This is a genomic window from Hymenobacter ruber, assembly GCF_054783255.1.
In genome coordinates this window covers 790,562-813,932 of record NZ_BAAGQX010000003.1, presented here as the reverse complement: position 1 = coordinate 813,932, position 23,371 = coordinate 790,562, and the positions used below count along the sequence as shown (strand labels likewise).

Genomic DNA, 23,371 nt, shown 5'->3' with positions numbered 1-23,371 from the left:
AAAATACTTTAATATTCACTCATTTTCATTTCTTTCTGAAATGCTATTTTCGGTCTCCAACCACTTCGGAGACGGGCGCTACCTTTGTGGTTCTGCTTATTGGCAGTTCTTCTTATTCATTTCGTTCTATGCTCGACCTGCTCACCAAGTTTGAAAATAAGCGCCCCGAAATCGTCTTTGAATGGAAAGACGCCGAAACCGAAGCCGAAGGCTGGGTCGTCATTAACTCCTTACGGGGCGGAGCCGCCGGCGGGGGTACCCGCATGCGAAAAGGCCTTGATAAGCGCGAAGTAGAAAGCCTGGCCAAGACCATGGAAGTGAAGTTCACAGTGTCCGGGCCGGCCATTGGCGGGGCCAAGTCGGGCATCAACTTCGACCCGCAGGACCCCCGCAAGCGCGGCGTGCTGGAGCGCTGGTACCGCGCCGTGTTTCCGCTGCTGAAAAATTATTACGGCACCGGCGGCGACCTCAACGTGGACGAAATCCACGAAGTCATCGCCATCACCGAGGAATACGGCCTCTGGCACCCACAGGAAGGCGTGGTGAACGGCCACTACCACGCCACCGAACCCCAGAAAATTCAGAAGCTCGGCCAGCTCCGCCAGGGCGTTATCAAAGTGGTAGAAGATGCCACGTTCTCGCCTGACCTAGCCCGCAAATACACCGTGGCCGACCTCATCACCGGTTACGGTGTGGCCGAGGCCGTGCGCCACTACTACCGCCTCTGGCCCGGCACCGAAATGGCCGGGCAGCGCGCCATCATTCAGGGCTGGGGCAATGTGGGCGCGGCGGCGGCCTACTACCTGGCCGGGCAGGGCGTGCGCATCGTGGGCATCATCGACCGGGCCGGCGGGCTGCTGAGCACCGAGGGCTTCGGGCTGGAAGAAATCCGGGCGCTGCTGCTGGCCCGCCAGGGCAATGCGCTGACGGCCGACAACCTGCTGTCCTTCGAGGAAGTAAACGAAAAAGTGTGGTCCATGGGGGCCGATATTTTCATTCCAGCCGCGGCCTCGCGCTTGGTGGCACGCTCGCAAGTGGAGCAGCTGGTAGCAGGCGGCCTCAAGGTCATCAGCTGCGGGGCCAACGTGCCGTTTGCCGACCCCGAGATTTTCTTCGGCCCCACCGGTGTTTTTGCCGATGAGCGCACGGCCGTGATTCCCGATTTCATCGCCAACTGCGGCATGGCCCGCGTGTTTGCCTACCTCATGGAAACCGGGGCTGAAATCACCGACCAGGCTATTTTTGCCGACACCTCGCGTATCATCGGCGCGGCCCTGGAGCGCACGCACGCCGAGAACGCGCAGCCCACCGGCATTGCGCAGCGTTCGTTCGAGATGGCGCTGCGGCAGCTGGTATAGAGCGCATTAGAGGCATTGACAAGCGTCTGTCATTCTGAATGTAGCGAAGGACCCTCTCACATTAGCAGCCTTTTTTTTACTGCAAACGATTTGGGAGTAATCAGGTCCTTCGCTACACTCAGAATGACAGACGAAATCCCTTTCAACCGGCAGCATTTTTATTTGGTAACAAATCGATAACTTTGACGCCCTACTTTTGGTCGCCCCACATTTGGGGCGATTTTGTTTTTGAAGGAAATCCCAATTGAATACTATGTCTACACTGAAAAAACCTAAAACCAGCAAAACCAAAGTTGCTGACGACATGCTGAATGCCGGCAGCGGCAAAACCATCAAGCAGCCCAACGTTAACGACGACAAGCTCACCTCCATCACGGAGATGCGCCAGACCACCAACGGCCAGACCGCCATGGCCCTCGAAGACGAGCAGCGCCTGCGCAAAGCCTTCGTGGACAAGGACTGGAACGAGATTAAAATCGCCGATTCCTGGCAGATTTTCAAGGTGATGGCCGAGTTCGTGGAGGGCTTCGAGAAGATGTCCAAAATTGGCCCTTGCGTGAGCATTTTCGGCTCGGCGCGCACCAAGCCCGAAAACCCTTACTACCAGATGGCCGAGGAAATTGCGGCCAAGCTGGTGCGCCACGGCTACGGCGTTATCACGGGCGGCGGCCCCGGCATCATGGAAGCCGGCAACAAGGGCGCCCGCTCCGAGGGCGGTAAGTCGGTGGGCCTCAACATCGAGCTTCCCTTCGAGCAGACCCACAACATCTACATCGACCAGGACAAGTGCATCGATTTCGATTACTTCTTCGTGCGGAAAGTGATGTTTGTGAAGTACGCGCAGGCCTTCGTGGGCATGCCCGGCGGTTTCGGCACCCTCGATGAGCTGTTCGAGGCCATGACCCTGATTCAGACCAAGAAAATCAGCCGCTTCCCCATCGTGCTGGTGGGCTCGGCCTACTGGAACGGCCTGTTTAAGTGGATTGAGGACGTAATGCTGCACGAGGAGCACAACATCTCGGCCGAGGACATGAACCTGGTGCAGATTGTGGACGACGCCAGCGAAGCCGTGAAAATCATCGACGACTTCTACCACAAGTACTTGCTGTCGCCGAACTTCTAAGCCTTTTGGGCGTTATTTACACACCGAGAAAGCCGGGCCGCAAGGTTCGGCTTTTTTGTTGAACGCTGTGCCATTTTTGCGTTTGATATCCCCTGCTAATGTCCAACGCCGATTCGTTGATTGAGTACGACTACCTTATTGTGGGCGGCGGTGCAGCGGGGCTAAGTCTGGCGTATCACATTGCGCAGGAACCTCGGCTGGCCGATAAAAAGGTCTTGATTATTGAGCCCGAAGCCAAGACCCAGAACGACCGCACCTGGTCCTTCTGGGCCGATGAACCGGGAATGTTCGATAGCATTGTGGCGCACGAGTGGGGTAAAATTGCCTTCCGCAGCCCCGGCTTCGAGCGAGTAATTGACCTGGGCCGCTACCGCTACAAAACCATCAACGGGCTGGACTACTACCGTTTCGTGCAGCAAGCGCTGGCGGCGCGGCCGGAGCAATTCAAGATACTGACTGCCAGGCTAGAAACCCTGAATAACGCAAAACACCAAGCCCGAGTGCTCACCACAGCGGGTGAGTTTCGTGCCCGCTACGCCTTTGATAGCCGCCCGCCGGACTTGGCGAAACGGAAGCAGCCGAAGAAGCACCGCTACTTATTGCAGCACTTCGTGGGCTGGGAAATCGAAACGGATACCGACGTATTCGACCCGACGACGGTGGAGTTCATGGACTTTCGCGGCGAGCAGCAGCACGAAGCGCGGTTTATCTACGTGTTGCCTTTCTCAACGCGTAAAGCGCTGGTTGAATACACGTTGTTTTCAGAAACCGTCTTACCAAAAGGCGAATACGAAGCAGCTATCCGGGAATATTTGAGCAATACGCTGGGGCTGAAAGCCTACCGGATAACAGCCGAGGAAGTGGGCGCGATTCCGATGACGGACCACCCGTTGCCCGTCCGCAACGGCGCGCACATCATCAACCTGGGTACGCGGGGCGGACGGGCCAAGCCCAGCACCGGCTACGCATTCAAGCGCATTCAGCAGCACTCGGCGCGGCTGGTGGCGGCGCTGGCCGAAACCGGCCACCCACCCGCCAACGCCACGGGCGACAAATGGCAGTTCCGGCTGTTCGACACGCTGCTGCTCGACATCATGCAGCGGCGGGGCGAAACCACGCGCGACATCTTCCGACAGCTGTTTGAGCGCAACCCCATAGAACGCATTTTCCGCTTTCTGGATGAGCAGACCTCCTGGGCCGACAACCTGCGGGTGATGAATTCGGTGTCGGCCGGGCCGTTTATGCGGTCTATTGGGCAGGTGCTGCGCGGCCGGCCGGGCCGGCGCTAATTTCTTACCCTACCGGCCGTGGGGCCTGCTCCAGCCACACCCGCGCTTCGCGCACCGTGCCCTCGGAAATGGGTCGCAGTTGTGGCTCCGGCTCCGAAAGATTCAACAGATAGCCCGTGAGTTCGGGTAGGTTGTCGAGGTCGTGCGTACTGCACAGCACGGTTTTATTCTCCCTAACTGTCCAGTCGTGCACGAGGTTGAACACCTGGCGACGGTAGTACACATCAAGCTGCTGGGTGGGCTCATCGAGCAAATACACCTGGGCATCCTGCAGGCTGAGCTGGGCCAGCCACACCAATTGCTGCTCACCGCCGGATAGCTGCGTGAAGTCGCGGGCGGCCAGATGGGCCATGCCCACGCGGGCCAGCGCGGCATCGGCCAGGGCGTAATCGGCCGGGGCGTAGGCGCTGAGCAGGCCGTGGTGGCGGTAGCGACCCATCACAACCAACTCGCGCACAGCAATAGCAAAATCGAGGCTGCCGCGCTGGGGCAGGTAGCCCAGCAGACCGGCCGTGGCGGCCCGGCGCAACTCGCGCACTTCGTGGCCGTGCAATTTGGCGCTTCCCTCATAAGGCAGCTGCCCCGTGAGCACCCGAAACAGCGTGGTTTTGCCGCTGCCGTTGTGCCCCACCACGGCCACGAAAGCCGGCGCGGGCAGGCATAAAAAAAGGTTGCGGACCAACACCCTACCGGGGTAGCCCGCAACCAAATGCTGAATGTTGAGTGTGAATTGTTGAGTATTGGATGACTGGCTGTTACCTGTCGGCAAATCGGCGTCAATCATTCAACGTTCAACCCTTAGCACTCAACACTTCTAATACTCGTCCTCGTTGAACATGAAGTCCTCCTTGGTCGGGTAGTCGGGCCATACTTCTTCGATGTTTTCGTAGGGCTGGCCGTCGTCCTCCAGGGCTTGCAGGTTCTCTACTACCTCCATGGGCGCACCCGAGCGGATAGAAAAGTCAATCAGTTCGTCTTTGGTGGCGGGCCAGGGAGCATCTTCCAGGTAGGAAGCCAGTTCGAGTGTCCAATACATAGTGAAGCGGATAAAAAAGGGTGGGCGAAGGTAACAGTTTCCCGTCAAGATACAAACGGCCGGGCCGTTTCACCCGACAACGCAAATTTTTGGTCAGGGTTAGCCCGCGGCCTGTGCCTGTTGGCTGAACAAGGCAATCAGGTCGTTTTTCGTGCGAATCTTGCGTTCGAACGACCGCACCTTGGTTTGCAGCATCTGCCGAAAGGCATCGTTGGCAGCGCTGGGGCTGAGGTTGTCGAGGTTGGCCCGCAGCGTATTGAGCTCCTCGTGGTCGTCCTTGAGCAGCTCGCGCAGGGTGCTGGCCCGGAAGCGGGCGCGCTCGGCCGGGGCCGTGGGCATGGGCGCACCATCGGCGCGCTTGCGCAGGTGGTACTCGAGGGCGCTGAGCTCGAAAATCTTGTCACAGGCTACCATGAAGCGCTGCCAGATGCGGTCTGACTCTTCGCCGCGCACGGTGCCCACCTGCTTCCATTCGGCTTGCAGCGACTTGGCCTGGTGGATGGCCTCTTGGGGCGGAATGGCCATCAGGGCTTCGGCGCGCTCGGCCAGGGAGCGTTTGCGGGCCAGCAGCACTTCGGGCGTGGCGGGAGCACCGGCCGCACCAGCCGACTGCTGAGCGGCAATGTGCACCTTGAGGCGCTCGAAAAAGTGGTTGTTGGCAGCCCGAAAGCGCGTCCAGAGTTCAGATGCCTGCTTTTTGGGCAGGTTGCCGTTTACTTCGCGCCAGGCTTGCTGTAAGGCTTTGAGTTGGCGCGAAGTGGTTTCGAACTGGTCGGAATTCTTGAGAGCTTCGGCCTGCTGAATGAGGTCGCGGTAACGGGTTTGCACCCGGTTGGTCATGGCCTTTTTATCGGACTGGAAGGCCTTGCGGCGGTCGAAAAAAACCTGAATGGCCGACTGGAAGCGGTGCTCCAGCTCATCGGTCATGGCTTTGTCGACGGGGCCGGTTTTGAGCCAGCCCTGGCGCAGGTCCTTCACTTTCTCGCTGGCCGACACCCACTCCACGCTTTCGCTGAGGGCTTCGGCTTCGTGAATGAAGCTGATTTTGGTGGCCAGGTTTTTTTCGCGGTTGCGGGCCACGGTCACAGCAATGGCATCCTCGGCCTCGGTGAGGCGGCGGTGCAAGGCAGCAAAATCGCCGAGGCCGTCGTGGGTCAAAAGCTGCTCTTTGAGGTGCAGGGCCTTCATCAGGAAGGAGCCTTTGTTGTCGCTGGCCTCCATTTTTTCGAGCAGCGAATCGACTTTGGCGCGCAGGGCTTCAAAACGTTGGCTGAAATACCGCAGGGCGGCATCGTCCGAATCTTTGACTAAGCCAATCTGGCGGGCGGGCTGGCCCAGCACGGGGCGCAGCCACACGCCGTCGGCTTCCACGTAGCCGTAGCGCTTGGCTTCGGCCAGCAGGTGGTCGGTTGGTTCCATAACAGATAGTAAGCTCGTGGGTAGGAGGGTGGGGTATGGGGGCAGGAAAGGCAAAAAAGAACGTTGGGGCTGCGCTTGAAACGCGGACGAGGAAGGGAGTACAAGTTTACGGTAAAAACGTGATGAAAAGATGTAGCATTCGGTGAACCCCGGCTAATCCGGCCCGGCTGGTGGCTAGCGCCTGACTAATCCGCTTACAGAACCCGGGGCCGGGGTATGGGTTGCAAGCGGCGGCTGTCGTTCTTTGCGGTTGCATTTCTTTCATTAGCCCCACCCCCACCCCATGAGCGACCAGACCATCATCTTTAGCATGGCCGGCGTGAGTAAGATTTACCCGCCGCAGAAGCAAGTTCTTAAAAACATCTACCTCTCGTTTTTCTACGGGGCCAAAATCGGCGTGCTCGGCCTCAACGGCTCGGGCAAGTCGAGTTTGCTGAAAATCATTGCCGGCGTTGATAAGCAGTTTCAGGGCGAGGTCGTGTTTTCGCCGGGCTACTCGGTGGGCTACCTGGAGCAGGAACCCCAGCTCGACCCCACCAAAACCGTGCGCGAGGTGGTGGAAGAAGGCGCGGCCGAAACCGTGGCCCTGCTGAAGGAATACGACGAAATCAACGAAGCCTTCGGGGCCGAGGATGCCGACTTCGATAAGCTGCTCGACCGCCAGGGCAAGGTGCAGGAGCGACTGGACCAGCTCGACGCCTGGAACCTCGACTCGAAGCTGGAGCGCGCCATGGATGCCCTGCGCACCCCACCCGAAGAAGCCATTATCGGCAATCTTTCGGGGGGCGAGAAGCGCCGCGTGGCATTGTGCCGCCTGCTGCTGCAAGAGCCGGATGTACTGCTGCTTGATGAGCCCACCAACCACCTGGATGCCGAAAGCGTGTTCTGGCTGGAACAGCACTTGCAGCAATACAAAGGCACCGTAATCGCCGTGACCCACGACCGGTACTTCCTGGACAATGTGGCCGGCTGGATTCTGGAGCTGGACCGCGGTTCGGGCATTCCGTGGAAGGGCAATTACTCCTCATGGCTGGAGCAGAAAACCGACCGTCTGGCCCGTGAAGAAAACACTGAAAGCAAGCGCATGAAAACCCTGCAGCGCGAGCTGGAATGGGTGCGGATGTCGCCCAAAGCCCGGCAATCAAAAGGCAAAGCCCGCCTGGCCAACTACGACAAGCTGGCCAGCGAGGAAGCCAAGGATAAGGAGCAGAAGCTGGAGCTATTCATCCCCGACGGCCCGCGCCTGGGCGCGCAGGTGATTGAAGCCGAGGGCATCACGAAAGCTTTTGGCGATAAGCTACTGTTCGAGAACCTGAGTTTCTCGCTGCCGCAGGGTGGCATTGTGGGCATCATCGGGCCGAACGGTGCGGGCAAGACCACGCTGTTCCGCCTCATCACGCACCAGTTGGAACCCGACGCGGGCACGTTTGAGGTGGGCCCCACGGTACTCACGGCCTACATCGACCAGCAGCACGACACGCTGGACGGCAGCAAGTCGGTATTCGACACCATCACGGGCGGCACCGAAACCATGCTGCTGGCCGGCCGCCCGGTGAACTCCCGCGCCTACGTGAGCAAGTTCAACTTCGGCGGCGGCGACCAGGAGAAGAAGGTAGGCACGCTCTCGGGCGGCGAGAAAAACCGGGTGCACCTGGCCATGACCTTGAAACAGGGCGCGAACCTGCTGCTGCTTGATGAGCCCACCAACGATTTGGACGTAAACGCCATCCGGGCGCTAGAAGACGCGCTGGAGAACTTTGCCGGCTGTGCCGTTATCATCAGCCACGACCGGTGGTTCCTGGACCGGCTGGCCACGCACATCCTGGCCTTCGAGGGCGACTCGGAAGTGGTGTGGTTCGAGGGCAACTTCTCCGATTACGAAGAGGCCAAACGCAAGCGCCTGGGCGACGTGGAGCCGAAACGCGTGCGGTATAAGAAGCTGGGGTAATTAAGGATTGATTTCCCCCAAAACAAAAAGCCCGGGTTGCTGGAGGATTCTAGCAACCCGGGCTTTTTGTTTACAGCAGCACAGCACGAACGGCTTGGCACCAGCACTGCACTTTAACTTAGGCCACCCAGCCCTCGCGCACAGCGCGGGCGGCCAGGCCCACCAGCGTGCGGGTGCCAGATTTCTGGAGCAGCATGCGGCGGTGGCTTTCCACGGTGCGTACGCTCAGGCAGAGCTGGTCGGCAATTTCCTCGTTGCAATGGTCGGCCACCACCAGGCGCAGCACCTCCAGCTCGCGGCGGCTGAAGGGGTCGGGCACGGCGCTGGCCCGCAGGGAGCGGCTGGCATCAGCAGGGCAGTTTGGCGCATCGAGCCACTGCGCCAGTGCCCCAATCAAGGCGTGGGGCAGCACATGGCGCGACAGTTGCAGGAGCTTGCCGAGGGCGGCCGACGAGGAAGCGGGCACCTGATGGTCCGTGAGCACCACCAGGCGCAGGCCGGGCCGGGCGCGGTGCAGCCGGCTCAGCAGCTCGGGCAGGTGATGGCGGCCCGGCAGCTGCTCATCCAGCACCAGCAGGCTAAAAGCGTAGTGGATGGCCAGCTCCACGGCTTGCGTGGCATCGGCGGTGAGGGTGAACTGAAGCTGGGGCCACTGCTCCTTCAGCGTAGCTACCAGACCTTGCCGGAACAGCGTTGGGGCGGCGGCCACCAAGGCTGTGGGGGTAGAGGAAATCATGATATTGGCAGACACAATGCGGTGAACCCGCTGACCAATAAGCTCTCGGAGGCAAAGCATCGGCGCAGGCAACAGGCGGAAGGAACGGCCAAAGTAGCATTTTAACTTCGATAAACCTTAATATTTATTATTTAAATAATTAAGTCTTATACAAACCAGTCTGTACGCCGCATTTGCCCTGTTTTATTGGCCTGCCGGTCATAAGAAAAGCCGCCCTTCTGCAAGCAGAAGGGTGGCTCTTTTCCACAAACTCCTAGCAGTAATTTACCGGCGGCGCATGAAAATACCCACGTAATAAAGCAGCGTAGCCAGCGAGGCCAAGGCTGCTACCACGTAGGTCATGGCAGCCCACCATAGCGCGTCTTTGGCCATGGCGTGCTCCTGCGTAGTCACGACGCCGCGCTTATCCATCCAGGCCAAGGCCCGGCGCGAGGCATCGAACTCGACCGGCAGGGTAATGAAAGAGAATAGCGTAGTAAGGGCAAATAAGCCGATACCCACGCCCAGCGGAATGATGCTGGTACGCAGCATCAGAATGCCCCCCATCAAAATCCAAGGCATGTAGCGCGACACGGCGCTAAGCGTGGGCACCAGCGCCGACCGAAACTGCAGCATGGAGTACGCCGTGGCGTGTTGCACGGCGTGGCCACACTCGTGGGCCGCGATGGCTGCCGCGGCCGCACTGCGCTCGGCGTACACGCCTTCGCTCAGGTTCACGGTTTTATCGGTGGGGTTGTAGTGGTCAGTAAGCTGGCCGGCGGTGCTGATGATGCGGACATCGTAGATGCCGTGGTCGGCCAGCATCTTGGTAGCGATTTCGGCCCCGCTCAGGCCCGAGCTCAGGCCGACTTGGGCGTACTGTTTGAACTTGCTGCGCAGCCGCCATTGAATGGCCCAGCTGGCGGCCATCAGTACGATGATGAGCAAATAGGAAGAAGACATGGGGGAGAAAGTGAGATGAAGGGATTAATTGCGGCCGTCACCCGGCACTGCTATCAAAACACCTGCTCTGCAAAAAAGATGCAGTCTTTCGGCCCTGCCAAAGTGGCTACTGCGTGGCAATGATGTGCTCCACGATGCGCGAGGTGCTGTAGCCCGCCACCAGCGGCACCGTGAGCACCTGCCCGCCCCGGGCCAGCACCAACTCGTGGCCCACGATGCGCTCCACGGCGTAGTCGTCGCCCTTCACCAATATATCAGGCTGCACCAGCTCGATGAGGGCCAGGGGCGTGGGCTCGCCAAAGAGCACCACGGCATCCACAAACGCCAACGCGGCCAGAATGCGGGCCCGCGCCTCCTCGTCCTGAATGGGCCGGCCGGGTTTGAGGCAGCGCACCGAGGCATCGGTATTCAGGCCCACCACCAGCGCATCGCCCAGGTGCCGGGCCTGCTCCAGGTAGTCGACGTGGCCGAGGTGCAGCAAATCGAAGCAGCCGTTGGTAAACACCACTTTGCGGCCCTGCGCGCGCCAGCCGGCCAGCGTGGCCGGCATCTGCTCACGGGTCAAGATTTTATCTTTCGTCCACATAAACACACTGATTAACTGACTGATTGAGTGACTGAATGAGGGAGTGGCTGAGTGCTTTCGCAATTGAAATCACTCAGCCACTCCCTCACTCGGTCACTCGGTTGTAAGCGGCTCTTCGGCCAGGGCTTCGGCTTCGGTGAGCAGGCTGCGCTTGTCGGCGGCGGCCACGGCCACGAAGCTGATGCCGCCCATGAGCACCACCAGCAGCGTTTGGGCCCCGTGCACCACCAGTGCGTAGGCAATGCCGGCCTCTTTGCTCACGCCATACACCAGCAAAATGCCCTGCACCATCACGTGAAACGGCCCGATACCGCCCGCCACCGGCGCAGCCATGCCAAACGCTCCGAAGGTGAGCACGGCCAGGCCGGCCTTCATATCCAAGTTATAGGTTTCGGGAAAGCAGAAGAAGGCCAGGTAATCCATGAGGTAATACACGGCCCAGGTAAACAGCGTGTGCAATAGAAACACGCCCTTATTCTCCATCTTTAGAATACTGAATACGCCCGCCAGCAAGCCCTTCACAAATAGCACACCCTTGTTGAAAAAGGCATTCTGCCGCAGCCGCTCCAGGTTGCGGAATAGCGCGTAGCCCACCGTGAGCAGCAGCACGCCCGCAATGACGGCCGCGATGAGCAGCGGCGTGCGGTTGCGGGCCAGTGCCTCGTAGCGCCCGCCCAACACCTGCACCGTCACGAAATTCCAGAAAGTATTAAAATCCAGCAGCAACAGACTCGTAATCAGACCCAGCAGCACCAGCACGTCAATCACGCGCTCAGTTACCACCGTGCCCAGCGCCACCTGTACGGGCACGCCGCTCGTGCGCCGCAGCACCGAGCAACGAATGACTTCGCCCATGCGCGGCAGCACCAGATTGGCCAGGTAGCCCACCATCATGGCGTGGTACACGGCCCAGTACGGGGCCGGCGTTTGGGAAGCGCTGAGCTGCATCTGCCAACGGTAGGCGCGGCTGAAATAGCCCAGCGCCGATAACGTGAGCGTGAGCGTGAGCCAGAAATAATTGGCCGTGGCGATGTAGTGGCCAATGCGCGACAGGTCCTGCCCGCGCACTGCGTACCACATCAGCGCCACCGAGATGCTCAGCAACAGTACGTATTTAACAATCGTCAGCAGGTGTTTCATCAATACAATGAGTGAATGAACGACTGAGGCAGGGAGGCGCGAAGTGAGATGGGCAAATGATTTTCGCAGCCACTCACTCAGCCATTCCCTCAGTCACTCATTGATTTAAGCCAGCCGGTTCTGACCGTTGGGGAAAATAACCGTGGGCTTATGCTGCCGGGCTTCGGCAAAATCTACCAGCGCGTAGGAGAAAATGATAACCACATCACCCACCGCCACTTTGCGCGCCGCCGGGCCGTTCAGGCAAATGGTGCCCGAGCCCCGCTCCCCGCGAATGGTGTAGGTTTCGAAACGCTCGCCGTTGTTCACATTCACCACGGTCACCTTTTCGTTTTCGACGAAATTGGCGGCGTCCAGCAGGTCTTCGTCAATCGTCACGCTGCCCACGTAGTGCAATTCGGCCTGCGTGACCGTTGCATGGTGGATTTTGGACTTCATTACTTCAATGTGCATAGCTAGCTTGGCCCGAGGGCGTTGATTAGGGCCACAAAGATAACTCCGCCCCCGCCCCGCCTGGGCGGGGCTCAACCATCCACCACCACGTTGTCAATCAACCGCACGCCGCCCAGGTGGGCGGCCAGGCACAGCACCACGGCGCGGCCGGGCACGTATTCGGCCAGCGGCTGCAGGGTCTGGGCATCGGCTATTTCCACGTATTCGGGGGTGATGGAGGGCTCTTGGGCCAGCGTGGCCAGGGCCTCGGCCTGCACCTGGGCCGGCCGCACGCCCTGCCGCACCTGGGCCGCAGCGGCGCTCAGCACCTGGTAGAGCAGCGGGGCCACGGCCCGCGCCGCCGCGTCGAGCCGCCGGTTGCGCGACGACATGGCCAGCCCATCGGCTTCCCGAATGGTGGGGCAAGCCACAATTTCCAGGTCGAATGACAGGTCGGCCACCAGCTGCTTCACCACAGCCACCTGCTGCCAGTCTTTCTGCCCGAAATACGCCCGGTGCGGGCGGGCCAGATGGAACAATTTGCTTACCACCGTGGCCACACCGTTGAAGTGACCGGGCCGGTGCGCTCCTTCCATCACTTGTTCCAGCGCTCCGAAATCGAACCGCAACACCGTGGGCCGGGGGTACATTTCCTCCACCGATGGCACGAATAAAGCCGTGCAGCCGGCCGGTTCCAGCAGGGCCGCATCGGCCTCCGGCACCCTTGGGTAGAGCCGGAAATCATCGGCATTATTGAACTGCGTGGGGTTAACGAAGATGGTGGCTATTACCTCGTTGCATTCGACGCGGGCGGCCTGCACCAGCTGAATGTGGCCCGCGTGCAAGGCGCCCATGGTGGGCACCAGGCCCACCCGTTTGCCGGCCTGGCGCGCCTGTTCGGTGTAGGCTTGCAACCCGGCGGCGGTAGTTAGTATCTGCATAGGAGAGGAAGGCAATTGGAACAGCCCCCAAAGTAGCTTATGTTGAATTTCCGCTCAAAATTGTTTAATTTTGTGCACCCATAGCATGGCCTTGTTCCATTCTCTTCAATAATTCCTTTATGTCGAAGCTACGAATCCTATACGCGGCCACCGAAATTGACCCGTTTCTCCAGACCACCAAGGTGGCTGAAATGCTGCGGCGCCTGCCCGCCAGCATGCAGGAGATGGGCTGCGAAATCCGGATTTTCGTGCCACGTTTTGGCATCATCAACGAGCGCAAGAACCGTTTGCACGAAGTAGTGCGCCTGTCCGGCATCAACATCGCGGTTGGCGACGACGAAAAGCCTTTGGTTATCAAAGTTGCTTCGATTCCGACGGCAAAGTTGCAGGTTTATTTTATCGATAACGAAGATTATTTCCACCGCAAGTCGGCTTTGGTCGATAAAAACGACAAATTCTACGCCGACAATGACGAGCGCGCCATCTTTTTCTGCAAAGGCGTGCTTGAGACGGTGAAGAAGCTGGGCTGGTCGCCCAACATCGTGCACTGCTCCGACTGGATGACCGGTCTGATTCCGTTGTACCTGAAAACCACTTACAAAAAAGACCCGGTCTTCAAGGATGCCAAGTCGGTGTTCTCGATTTACAACAACGAGTTCAACGACAAATTCGAGGGCAACATCCTCGAGAAGGCCAAGATGCTCGACATTGACGATGCCATGCTGGCGTCGTTGAAAACCGCTGATTTCAGCGGCTTCATCAAAATGGGCATGGAGTATGCCGACACCGTGGTGCGGTCCGACGAAGATTTCTCGGACAACATGAACGGCATGTTCCACGAATACGCCCTGCACAACAAGCTCAGCCAGGTGGCTACCGACGAAAACCTGCACTCTTCTTACCTAGCGCTCTACAATGAATTGGCTAACTAGCCGCTGTGCTCCGCTGGTCGCGTTTGCTGCCCTGGCCCTAACGGGCTGCGACACGGGCACCGCCCTCAACGTGGACCTGCCCGATACCACGAGCATCAGCACCCAATACCTGGATTTGCCCGTGACAAGCGGCACCGTGCGCCTGGCGCCCGTGCAAAGCTTGAAAACGGACCGTTTCCTCATCGGCCGCCTCAACGACAACGTGGCGGGCACGACCGAAGCCCGGGCGTACTTCAACTTGTTCAATGGCGCTGTGGCAGACTCGCTGCCGTCTAAATTCACCACTCCGGTGATGGATTCAGTAGTAATGGTGCTGGGCTTTGACAAAGTGAACGGCGCCACCACTCCGGTGCAATACGATGTGTATCAGCTCCCTAACTCGCTGGACGACCGGCAGGTGTATGATGCAAGCACGACAACCCCGCTGGGCTCCCTGCTGGGCCAGAACCTGACCAGCCGCCTCGACCGCACGCAGGTGCAAATCGTGACGGCTGCCGTGGCCGCTACCACTGCCAATCCCGCTGTGCCGGCAGTGACGACCATCGCGCCCGACCCAACCGTGCGCCTGATATTGCAACGCACCACGGCCAGCGCCGGTCAGCCGGCAGTACCGTCGGCTTTTTTCACTAACTTTTTCCAGAAGTTGCAGCAACCCGGCTTCACGCAGGCCCAGTTTGATGCCTTGCTGAAAGGCATTGCCATTACCCCCAGCGCTGGCTACAACGGCAATATCCTGAGCTTTGGCCAAAATGGCTTGCCGCGCATCATCGTGTATTTCCATTCGACGGGTGCGACCAACAATGTGCTCAAGCACTTCTATGGAATTTACTTCGGGCCTGTGTCGTCCTATCTGGCTAGTGGCACCTCTACCGCCAGCGACCCACGGTACTACACGCAGATTACCAATACATTGCCACCCGCACTGCAAGCGCTGGCTACCCGCCCCGGCTTCGTGGCCTCCGGCGACCTGAACAATACCAGCTACGCCCAAGAAGGCACCGGCCTGGGTACGCGCATTACGTTCACGGGCCTAGCGGCGCTGGCTGCTAAGCCGGGATTAACCATAAACCGCGCGGAGTTGCGGGTGCCGGTGAAGCCTTTTTCCAATGCGCTATTCACGAATCCGGCCCGGCTCTATGCCCTGGAAGTGAACACGGCAAACGAGGTGCTGCAACGGATAGTGAACTATACGACCGTTGACCGGGTAGTGCAGGCCGATGGTACGCCCCAGATAGGAGCCGGCAATCCGGCGTACAGCGTGCTGTTTGACGGAACCTCAACCCAACCGTACTACAGCATCCCCGTTACGACCTACCTGCAGGCTTACCTGACCAACAAACTTGATAGTGCCCCCGACGCTCTGGTGCTAGCTCCTAGCCTCCGCTCCTACGGCAACCTAAGCCTAAATCCCCTGAGCCTGGACCGGGCCGCTATTGATGCCGCAAAAATAACTTTGCGGGTATATTACTCCCAGCGTTAGCGCCGGGCGGAAGCGCCGTCAGCTGGTGCTTCAACCAATCTCTATTTTCAAGAACTTAAACCCGTTTGCCATGTGCGGCATTGTTGCTTATTTGGGCCATCGTGAGGCCTGCCCCATCATCCTTAAAGGCTTGCATCGGCTCGAATACCGCGGGTACGACTCGGCAGGCGTGGCATTGCTTAATGGCGACCTGACCGTTTACAAAAAGAAAGGCAAAGTAAGTGACCTTGAAGCGTTTATCGCCGAAAAGAACACGCATGCCAACGTGGGCATGGGCCATACGCGTTGGGCTACCCATGGCGAACCCAACGACGAGAATGCCCACCCGCACTACTCCACCTCGGAGCGCATCGCCATCATCCACAACGGCATCATTGAGAACTATGCGGCGCTGAAAACGCATTTGCAGCAGCAAGGACACGTTTTTCATTCTGATACGGACACGGAAGTTTTCGTGAACCTGATTGAGGAAATCCAGAAGGAAAACAACTGCTCGCTGGAGGAGGCCGTGCGCCTGGCCTTGCACGAGGTAGTAGGCGCCTACGCCATCGTGGTGCTCAGCAAGGACGCCCCCAACCAGCTCATCGCCGCCCGCAAAGGCTCGCCGATGGTAATTGGCATCGGCGAAGGCGAGTTTTTCATTGCCTCCGACGCTACGCCCATCATCGAGTACACCAACGAAGTGGTGTATGTGAACGATTACGAAATCGCGGTAATTCGCGACGGCCAGCTGGAAATCCGCAGCCGTGAGGACGTGAGCCAGACGCCTTATATCCAAAAGCTGGAAATGGAGTTGGATTCCATTGAGAAGGGCGGCTACCCGCACTTCATGCTGAAGGAGATTTTCGAGCAGCCCCGCTCCATCCTCGACTCCATGCGCGGCCGCCTGGAACTCGAAGCCGGCCACCTGAACATGGGCGGCATTCGGGCCTACGAGCAGAAGTTTATCAATGCCCAGCGCATCATCATCGTGGCTTGCGGCACCAGCTGGCACGCCGGCCTGGTGGCCGAGTACCTGATTGAAGACCTGGCCCGTATTCCGGTAGAAGTGGAGTACGCCTCAGAATTCCGCTACCGCAACCCGATTATCACGGAGCGCGACATCGTAATTGCCATTTCGCAGAGCGGCGAGACGGCCGATACGCTGGCCGCCATTGAGCTAGCTAAGAGCAAGGGGGCTACCATCTTCGGCATTTGCAACGTAGTGGGCAGCAGCATTGCCCGGGCTACCGATGCGGGTGCTTACACCCACGCCGGCCCCGAAATCGGGGTGGCTTCGACCAAAGCCTTTACGGCTCAGGTGACTGTGCTCACGCTACTGGCCATGATTATGGGCCAGAAACGCGGCACCATCACCGACACCAAGCTGCGCGAGCTGATGGTGGAGCTGGAGACGATTCCGGCCAAAGTGACCAAGGCCCTGGAGCTGGATGCCCAGATTCTGGAAATTGCCGAGGAGTTCAAAGACGCCACCAACTTCCTGTATCTGGGCCGGGGCTATAACTTCCCGGTTGCTCTGGAAGGCGCCTTGAAACTCAAGGAAATCAGCTACATCCACGCCGAGGGCTACCCTGCTGCCGAGATGAAGCACGGCCCCATTGCCCTGATTGACGAGAACATGCCGATGGTGGTAATTGCCACCCGCGACAGTTCGTATGAGAAGGTGGTGAGCAACATTCAGGAAGTGAAAGCCCGCAAGGGTCGCATCATCGCCATCGTGAGCGAGGGCGACACCGTGATTCCGGCCATGGCCGAGTACACCATTGAGGTACCTCATACCTCGGAAGTGCTGATGCCGCTGGTGTCGGTGGTGCCGTTGCAGCTCCTCTCCTACCACATTGCCGTGCTGCGCGGCTGCAACGTCGACCAGCCCCGCAACCTGGCGAAGTCGGTAACGGTAGAATAGCAGCTAATTATCAAATTGGCAGGTTTCTTAAACGTGCCCCAGAGAAGCCGCTTCTGGAAACAGGAGCGGCTTCTCGCGTTATTTGCGCTCCATAATCCACTAATTTATCACCTCACAAACCCACCAAATCACCGCATGGCTCACCAGATTATTCTTACCGACCAGGCTCCGGCCCCCATTGGCCCCTACTCGCAAGCCGTGAAGGCGGGCAATACCGTGTACGTCTCGGGCCAGATACCGCTGGATGCAGGTGGGCAATTGGTGGCCGGCGACGTGGCTGCCCAGACCCACCAAGTACTGAAGAACCTGACCGCCGTGCTGGCCGCCGCCGGCCTCGCCCTGACCGACGTGGTGAAGTGCAGCATTTTTGTGAAAGACCTCGGCAACTTCGCCACCATCAACCAGGTGTATGGTTCGTACTTCGACGATGCCACAGCCCCGGCCCGGGAGACAGTGGAAGTAAGCCGCTTGCCCCGTGACGTGGAAGTGGAAATTTCCTGCATTGCTGTAGGGGCATAATATCCCGGCAATGTGGGCGTTGGGTTGGAAAATTGTTTTTAACCTAACGCCCACATAGCATGAAAGAACCTGGACTCGGCCTGCTCATTATTGGGCTTATTTCGCTGGCGCTGCCGTTTATCAACCCCAATATCCACTATGTTTTTCTGACATGGATTGACCAGTGGGGTTCTGCTGTGGCGTGGGGTATCCGGGGCGGTATCACGCTGCTGGGGCTGGTGCTCTGGTTGGGGTTTAAGGACCGTGGATAGGATTAAGATTGCAGTCAACGACTGACAAGCTCGTCGTTAACTCACAAATGGTCAAACACGTAGACAGGACAACACGGCCGGGCAACCCAGCCCGCGCCTGTACCTGCCGACCATGGCAACGCCCTTCCCTACCCACCCGCTTCGCACGGCAGCCGACCTGGGCCCTGTGCTGGCTGCTATCGGCGAGGCCCGAGTGGTGCTGCTGGGCGAAGCCTCGCACGGCACCCACGAGTATTACACTTGGCGCACGGCCCTGAGCAAGCGGCTGATTGCGGAGAAAGGCTTCGCTTTCATTGCCGTGGAGGGCGACTGGCCCGACTGCTTCGAGGTGAATGCGGCCATTAAACAGGACGCGGTGACCTACGGCACGGCGGCCCGCCTGCTGAGCACCTTCAACCGCTGGCCCACCTGGATGTGGGGCAACTGGGAAATTGCGGCTCTGGTACAATGGCTACACGGCCAGAACCAGCATCGGCCAGCCGGAAGCCGCGTGGGCTTCTACGGCCTCGACGTGTACAGTCTTTGGGAATCACTCCAAGCCGTGCTCCAGTACGCCGAGCAACAGGGCGACGGCGCGATAAACGCCGCCCGCCAGGCTTTCCGCTGCTTCGAGCCCTACGGCCACGACCCGCAGGAATACGCCCGCGCCGTGGCCTTCATTTCGGAAGACTGCCAGGACGAAGTGGCAGCCGTGCTCCGCGCCCTGCGGCGGCAGGCCGCCACCCGCACCTACGCCACCCTGCCCGAGCGCGAGCAGGCCTTCGCTGCCGAGCAGAATGCCCTAGTGGCCGTGAACGCCGAGCGCTACTACAAGGCCATGCTGCGTGGGGGCGGGGCATCCTGGAACGTGCGCGACGAGCACATGATGGAAACCCTCAACCGCTTGCTAAGCTTGCACGGGCCGGGCAGCAAGGCCATAGTCTGGGCGCACAATACGCACGTGGGCGATGCCCGCTACACCGACATGCGGCGCGAAGACATGGTGAATATCGGGCAGTTGGCGCGGGAGCAATTGGGCCGCGCGCAGGTATTCAGCGTGGGGTTTGGCTCGTACCAGGGCGGCGTAGTAGCGGGCCGGGAATGGGGCGCGCCGCTGGAGAAAATGCCCGTGCCCGCCGCCCCGCGTGATTCGTGGGAGGCCATGCTGCACGCGCAGCTGGGCGGTGAAAATGCGCTGCTGTTTTCTTCGGAAATACGCGGTGATGCGCGGCTGGAGCGGGCCGTGGGGCACCGGGCCATCGGGGTGGTGTACCGGCCGCAGCTCGAGCAGTTCGGCAACTACGTGCCCTCGCTCATTCCTGAGCGCTACGACGCCTTTGCCTTTCTGGACCACACCAAGCCCTTGCACCCGTTGGCAATTCACGCCGAAGAAAACGGGCCGCCCGACCTCTACCCCTGGGGCGAGTGAATAGCAAAGCCCCTGAGAAGCGCCGAATCCGGGCTTCGTACCGACCGGCCAACCGTCTTACCTTTGCAGCGCGTTCCGAACCCCGGGGCGCGCTTTTTTTCTGTTATGACCGAGAGAGAAGTTCGGGTGCGTTTCGCACCTTCGCCCACCGGGCCGCTGCACATTGGCGGCGTGCGCACCGCCCTGTATAACTATCTGCTGGCCCGCAAGCTGGGCGGCAAAATGCTGCTCCGCATTGAAGACACGGACCAAAACCGCTTCGTGCCCGGCGCCGAGGAGTACATTCTGGAAGCACTGGCCTGGTGCGGCATCCAGATTGACGAAGGCCAGGGCGTGGGCGGCCCCCACGGCCCCTACAAGCAGAGCGAGCGCAAGCCCATGTACAAGCAGTACGCCGACCAGCTCATCGCCGACGGCCACGCTTACTACGCCTTCGACACCCCCGAGGAGCTGGACGCCATGCGCGCCCGCCTGCAGGCCGCCAAGGTGCCCAACCCGCAGTACAACTCCATCACCCGCGCCCAGATGCGCAACTCCCTCACCCTGCCCGAGGACGAGGTGAAAGCCTTGTTGGACGGCGGTGCCCAGTACGTGATTCGCCTGAAAGTGCCCCGTAAGGAGGAAATCCGCTTCCAGGATTTGATTCGCGGCTGGGTGGTGGTGCATTCTTCGGCGGTGGATGACAAGGTGTTGATGAAGTCGGACGGCATGCCGACCTACCACCTGGCCAACATCGTGGACGACCATCTGATGGAAATCTCCCACGTAATCCGGGGCGAAGAATGGCTGCCAAGTGCGCCGCTGCACGTGCTGCTCTACCGCTACCTGGGCTGGGAGAAAACCATGCCGCAGTTTGCCCACCTGCCCCTGCTGCTGAAACCCGACGGCACCGGCAAGCTGAGCAAGCGCGACGGTGACCGCCTCGGCTTCCCCGTTTTCCCGCTGGAATGGCACGGCACCGACGGCGAAACCGGCGAAGCTACCGTCAGCCGCGGCTACCGCGAAGACGGTTACCTGCCCGAGGCGCTGGTGAACTTCCTGGCTTTCCTGGGCTGGAACCCCGGCACCCAGCAGGAAATTTTCTCGATGGACGAGCTGATTCAGGCCTTCTCGATTGAGCGCGTGAGCAAGTCGCCGGCCAAGTTCGACCAGAACAAGGTGAAGTGGTTCAACGAGCATTACCTGCGCGCCAAGCCCAACGCCGAGCTGGCCCCCTACCTGCTGGATGCCTTGCACGAGCACGCCATCGTGTGCAGTCAGGAAAAAGCCGAACAGATTGTGGGCGTGATGAAGGAGCGCGTGAGCTTCCCGAACGATTTCTGGCAGGAGGCCAAATACTTCTTCCAAGCCCCCGATACCTACGACGAAACCGTGGTGAGCAAGAAGTGGAACGCCCCCGTGGCCGCCGCCCTCACGGCCTATGCCGAGGCCCTGCCAACTGCCCCCGAAGTTTCGGCCGAAGGCCTGAAAACCCTGTTCAACGACACCATGGCGGCCCAGGGCCTCAAGCCCGGCCAGGTGCTGCAAGCCCTGCGCGTGGCCGTGACCGGAGCCGCCGCCGGCCCCGATTTGTTCGAAACGCTCGTGATTCTGGGCGTGTCCGAAGTGGCCGAGCGCCTACGCACGGCTGTGGCTACCATTCCCGTAGCGGCGTAGTTTCGGTTTAGATAGCTGCTTACAGCCCGGCTGCCTGATATCAGGCGGCCGGGCTTTTTTATGGGCTTACCAAAAGCTCAGCTATTCAGCAGCTGCCATACAGCTAGCCATAAACTTATAGTTGCCACCACCTGCGCTATTCCCCAAGACAGCATACCTTTGACTGGTATTTGGTTATCATTCAGGTGGTACGTTCCAGGCTCTTGCGCTGCTAAATGCGGGGCTTTTGGAAGTCGTTTTTTTTATCTCCGTGGCTGCTTACGGGCGCTGTCTGCTCTCTTTTCGCATTTTTATATGTTGCTGGCTACTGGGCGCAGTCCTCGTGTTGCCCAGCCAAGCGGCACAGGCACAGGCCAACCCTCATCGCATCGATAGCCTGCGGGCTTTGCTGCAGGCACATCCACAGCCCGACACCGTGCGGATAGAACTGCTGTTCGACCTGAGCGATGAGCTAATGGAGGTTGACGCGAGTGCCGTGGGCGCAATTCGCCGCGAGACGCTCTGGTTGGCGCGCCGCCTGCACTACCGCGATTTTCTGGCCGAGGCCCTGCTGGCCCTGGCCGACTACCACATCGCTATGGCCCAGTACGACTCGGCCGGTCCGCCGCTGGAAGCGTCCCGCCGCGAGTTTGCCCGCCTGCACGACCTGGGTGGGCAAATGCGCGGCCTGGGCCGGCTGGCCCGCATTGCCGACCAGCAGGGCCGCCTGGCGGAGGCGCTGGACTACTGCCTGCGCGGCATGGCCATTAGCTCGACTGGCAATGAGCGACGTTTTCATACCAGCCTAAAAATCCATGCGGCCAGCCTCTACACCCGGCTGGGCGAGTTTGGCCCGGCCCGGCAATACTTGCAGGAAGCCCTGGCCATTGCCCGCCACTACGATTACCCCGACCGCCTCAACCTGATTATGGCGGAGCTGGGCGAGCTCAACCGCGCCCAGGGCAATTGGGCCGAAGCCCGCCGCTTCTACAACCTGAGCATTGCCGTGAGCCACCGCATTGCCGTGGCCGACCAGGCCACGGTACGCACCATGCGCTTCCACCTAGCCGATGTGACGGAGCGCCTGGGCGACCACGCCGCGGCCCTGCTCCTGGCCCGCACCGCCCTGCACGAGGCCGCCGAAGCCCACGACGTGCTGCTGGTGCCACAGTTGCTGGCGCTGCTGGGCCGCACTTGGCTGCATCAGGGCCGCCCCGATAGCGCACTGGCCTACGCCACCCGCAGCCGCCAGGCCAGCGCCCAGGCGCATTCCCTCGAAGGCCTGCACTCGGCCTACGAAGTGCTGGCCCAAGCCGACGCTGCCCAGGGACGCTGGGCCGCTGCCTACCGGGACCAGCGCAGCTTCGACACCTACAACGACAGCCTGCACGGGGCCGACGTGAGCCGCCGCACCGCTGCCCTGCGCTTCAACCACGCCGCCGCCCAGCACCGCGCCGAGCTTCAGCTACTGGGCCAGCAGGAGGAACTGGCCCGCCTGCGCCGGCAACGCCTGGCCGCCGGCCTGCTGCTGCTGGTGCTGCTGGCCACCATGGGCGGGGCCGCCCTGCTGTGGCGCTACCGCCAGCGCCAGCGCCGCCGCGAAACGGCCCTGCGCAACACCCTGGCCGCCGACCTGCACGATGACGTGGGCACCCTGCTAAGCCAGATTGCCCTGCAAAGCGGCCTGCTGCAGGAAGGCCTGGCCGACGCGGCCGGCCAGCGCCAGCAGCTGGGCGAAATCACCGAAGCCAGCCGCGCGGCCGTGCGCCAGCTCAACGACGTGGTGTGGAGCATCGACGCGCACAACGACCACCTGCCCGACTTGCTCGACCGCATGCGCGACTATGCCTACGAGGTGCTGGGCCTGGCGGGAATCGCGGTAACATTTGATTTCGCGGCCGACCTCCCCGACCAGCGGCTGTCGGTGCTCCTGCGCCGCAACTTCTACCTCATCTACAAAGAGAGCCTGCACAATGTGCTGAAGCACGCCACCGCCGCCACCGCCGTGGCCGTGCGCCTGCGCTACGTGACCAGCAGTCTGCCTCAATTGGTGCTGGAAGTGCAAGACAACGCCCCAAGCGCCGACCCGGCCAAAACTGACACTGGCCGCCGCTCGGGCCACGGCCTGCGCAACATGACCACGCGGGCCGAAGCCATGGGCGGGGCGGCCACCGCCGGCCCCGTAACTGGCGGCGGCTTCCGGGTGCAGATAGCCGTGCCGCTGGCCAGCCCGCGCCGCGCCTTTGGCCTGAAAAAGAACGTATAAGCACTTTGCCGCGCCGCGCTACCC

21 protein-coding genes are annotated in these 23,371 nt (G+C 60.4%); 12 read left to right on the top strand and 9 right to left on the bottom strand.

The window, feature by feature from the left end; all coding sequences use genetic code 11:
- The first annotated feature begins 128 nt into the window (after window positions 1-128).
- The 3 genes from ACYVM5_RS10375 to ACYVM5_RS10365 all read left to right on the top strand — a co-directional run bounded on the left by ACYVM5_RS10375 (window position 129) and on the right by ACYVM5_RS10365 (window position 3,770).
- The gene (locus tag ACYVM5_RS10375; protein ID WP_460618053.1) at window positions 129-1,358 is read left to right on the top strand and encodes a Glu/Leu/Phe/Val dehydrogenase dimerization domain-containing protein; all 1,230 of its coding nucleotides are present in this window, start codon (window positions 129-131) and stop codon (window positions 1,356-1,358) included.
- A 379-nt stretch (window positions 1,359-1,737) separates the two neighbouring features.
- Window positions 1,738-2,481: an LOG family protein gene (locus ACYVM5_RS10370; protein WP_460618080.1), complete on the top strand. Its 744-nt coding sequence runs from the start codon at window positions 1,738-1,740 to the stop codon at window positions 2,479-2,481.
- 98 nt (window positions 2,482-2,579) lie between these two features.
- On the top strand, window positions 2,580-3,770 hold the full coding sequence (locus tag ACYVM5_RS10365) for a Rossmann-fold NAD(P)-binding domain-containing protein (protein ID WP_460618052.1): 1,191 nt from the start codon (window positions 2,580-2,582) through the stop codon (window positions 3,768-3,770).
- Window positions 3,771-3,774: 4 nt separating this feature from the next.
- On the opposite strand, the gene ACYVM5_RS10360 is transcribed toward ACYVM5_RS10365, so the two are convergent.
- The 3 genes from ACYVM5_RS10360 to ACYVM5_RS10350 all read right to left on the bottom strand — a co-directional run bounded on the left by ACYVM5_RS10360 (window position 3,775) and on the right by ACYVM5_RS10350 (window position 6,225).
- Window positions 3,775-4,455 (bottom strand): ABC transporter ATP-binding protein, encoded by a 681-nt coding sequence (locus ACYVM5_RS10360; protein WP_460618051.1) that lies wholly within the window; start codon window positions 4,453-4,455, stop codon window positions 3,775-3,777.
- Between the two features lie 129 nt (window positions 4,456-4,584).
- Window positions 4,585-4,806, bottom strand: a complete 222-nt coding sequence (locus ACYVM5_RS10355; protein WP_035561220.1) for a DUF2795 domain-containing protein — start codon at window positions 4,804-4,806, stop codon at window positions 4,585-4,587.
- 99 nt (window positions 4,807-4,905) lie between these two features.
- Entirely contained in the window at window positions 4,906-6,225 is a 1,320-nt protein-coding gene (locus ACYVM5_RS10350) for a DUF349 domain-containing protein (protein ID WP_460618050.1), read from the bottom strand.
- 283 nt (window positions 6,226-6,508) lie between these two features.
- Here ACYVM5_RS10350 and ettA point away from each other — a divergent pair, with 283 nt between their 5' ends.
- Window positions 6,509-8,173, top strand: coding sequence for an ABC transporter ATP-binding protein (gene ettA / locus ACYVM5_RS10345; protein ID WP_460618049.1), 1,665 nt, complete (start codon window positions 6,509-6,511; stop codon window positions 8,171-8,173).
- A gap of 118 nt (window positions 8,174-8,291) precedes the next feature.
- Here ettA and ACYVM5_RS10340 read toward each other — a convergent pair whose 3' ends face one another.
- The 6 genes from ACYVM5_RS10340 to panC all read right to left on the bottom strand — a co-directional run bounded on the left by ACYVM5_RS10340 (window position 8,292) and on the right by panC (window position 12,950).
- The gene (locus ACYVM5_RS10340; protein ID WP_460618048.1) at window positions 8,292-8,909 is read right to left on the bottom strand and encodes a LuxR C-terminal-related transcriptional regulator; all 618 of its coding nucleotides are present in this window, start codon (window positions 8,907-8,909) and stop codon (window positions 8,292-8,294) included.
- A gap of 264 nt (window positions 8,910-9,173) precedes the next feature.
- Window positions 9,174-9,851 (bottom strand): zinc metallopeptidase, encoded by a 678-nt coding sequence (locus ACYVM5_RS10335; RefSeq protein WP_460618047.1) that lies wholly within the window; start codon window positions 9,849-9,851, stop codon window positions 9,174-9,176.
- Window positions 9,852-9,957: 106 nt separating this feature from the next.
- Window positions 9,958-10,437, bottom strand: a complete 480-nt coding sequence (gene rfaE2 / locus ACYVM5_RS10330; RefSeq protein WP_460618046.1) for a nucleotidyl transferase family protein — start codon at window positions 10,435-10,437, stop codon at window positions 9,958-9,960.
- Between the two features lie 93 nt (window positions 10,438-10,530).
- The gene (locus ACYVM5_RS10325; protein WP_460618045.1) at window positions 10,531-11,577 is read right to left on the bottom strand and encodes a lysylphosphatidylglycerol synthase transmembrane domain-containing protein; all 1,047 of its coding nucleotides are present in this window, start codon (window positions 11,575-11,577) and stop codon (window positions 10,531-10,533) included.
- Window positions 11,578-11,682: 105 nt separating this feature from the next.
- Window positions 11,683-12,030 (bottom strand): aspartate 1-decarboxylase, encoded by a 348-nt coding sequence (gene panD, locus ACYVM5_RS10320; RefSeq protein ID WP_460618044.1) that lies wholly within the window; start codon window positions 12,028-12,030, stop codon window positions 11,683-11,685.
- 71 nt (window positions 12,031-12,101) lie between these two features.
- Window positions 12,102-12,950: a 4-phosphopantoate--beta-alanine ligase gene (panC, locus tag ACYVM5_RS10315; RefSeq protein ID WP_460618043.1), complete on the bottom strand. Its 849-nt coding sequence runs from the start codon at window positions 12,948-12,950 to the stop codon at window positions 12,102-12,104.
- A 119-nt stretch (window positions 12,951-13,069) separates the two neighbouring features.
- On the opposite strand from panC, the gene ACYVM5_RS10310 reads away from it, so the two are divergent.
- The 8 genes from ACYVM5_RS10310 (at window position 13,070) to ACYVM5_RS10275 (ending at window position 23,347) form a co-directional block, all read left to right on the top strand.
- On the top strand, window positions 13,070-13,882 hold the full coding sequence (locus ACYVM5_RS10310) for a glycogen/starch synthase (RefSeq protein WP_198069637.1): 813 nt from the start codon (window positions 13,070-13,072) through the stop codon (window positions 13,880-13,882).
- Entirely contained in the window at window positions 13,866-15,362 is a 1,497-nt protein-coding gene (locus tag ACYVM5_RS10305; RefSeq protein ID WP_460618042.1) for a DUF4270 family protein, read from the top strand. Before ACYVM5_RS10310 ends, ACYVM5_RS10305 begins: the two co-directional genes overlap by 17 nt.
- 70 nt (window positions 15,363-15,432) lie before the next feature.
- Window positions 15,433-17,268: a glutamine--fructose-6-phosphate aminotransferase gene (glmS, locus tag ACYVM5_RS10300; protein ID WP_460618041.1), complete on the top strand. Its 1,836-nt coding sequence runs from the start codon at window positions 15,433-15,435 to the stop codon at window positions 17,266-17,268.
- 135 nt (window positions 17,269-17,403) lie between these two features.
- The gene (locus ACYVM5_RS10295; protein ID WP_460618040.1) at window positions 17,404-17,787 is read left to right on the top strand and encodes a RidA family protein; all 384 of its coding nucleotides are present in this window, start codon (window positions 17,404-17,406) and stop codon (window positions 17,785-17,787) included.
- Between the two features lie 59 nt (window positions 17,788-17,846).
- A complete protein-coding gene (locus ACYVM5_RS10290; protein WP_460618039.1) occupies window positions 17,847-18,038 on the top strand; it encodes a hypothetical protein in 192 nt (63 codons plus the stop codon).
- Window positions 18,039-18,150: 112 nt separating this feature from the next.
- Window positions 18,151-19,446: an erythromycin esterase family protein gene (locus tag ACYVM5_RS10285; protein ID WP_460618038.1), complete on the top strand. Its 1,296-nt coding sequence runs from the start codon at window positions 18,151-18,153 to the stop codon at window positions 19,444-19,446.
- A 105-nt stretch (window positions 19,447-19,551) separates the two neighbouring features.
- On the top strand, window positions 19,552-21,102 hold the full coding sequence (gene gltX, locus ACYVM5_RS10280) for a glutamate--tRNA ligase (RefSeq protein ID WP_460618037.1): 1,551 nt from the start codon (window positions 19,552-19,554) through the stop codon (window positions 21,100-21,102).
- Window positions 21,103-21,424: 322 nt separating this feature from the next.
- A complete protein-coding gene (locus ACYVM5_RS10275; RefSeq protein ID WP_460618036.1) occupies window positions 21,425-23,347 on the top strand; it encodes a sensor histidine kinase in 1,923 nt (640 codons plus the stop codon).
- The last annotated feature ends 24 nt before the right edge of the window (window positions 23,348-23,371 follow it).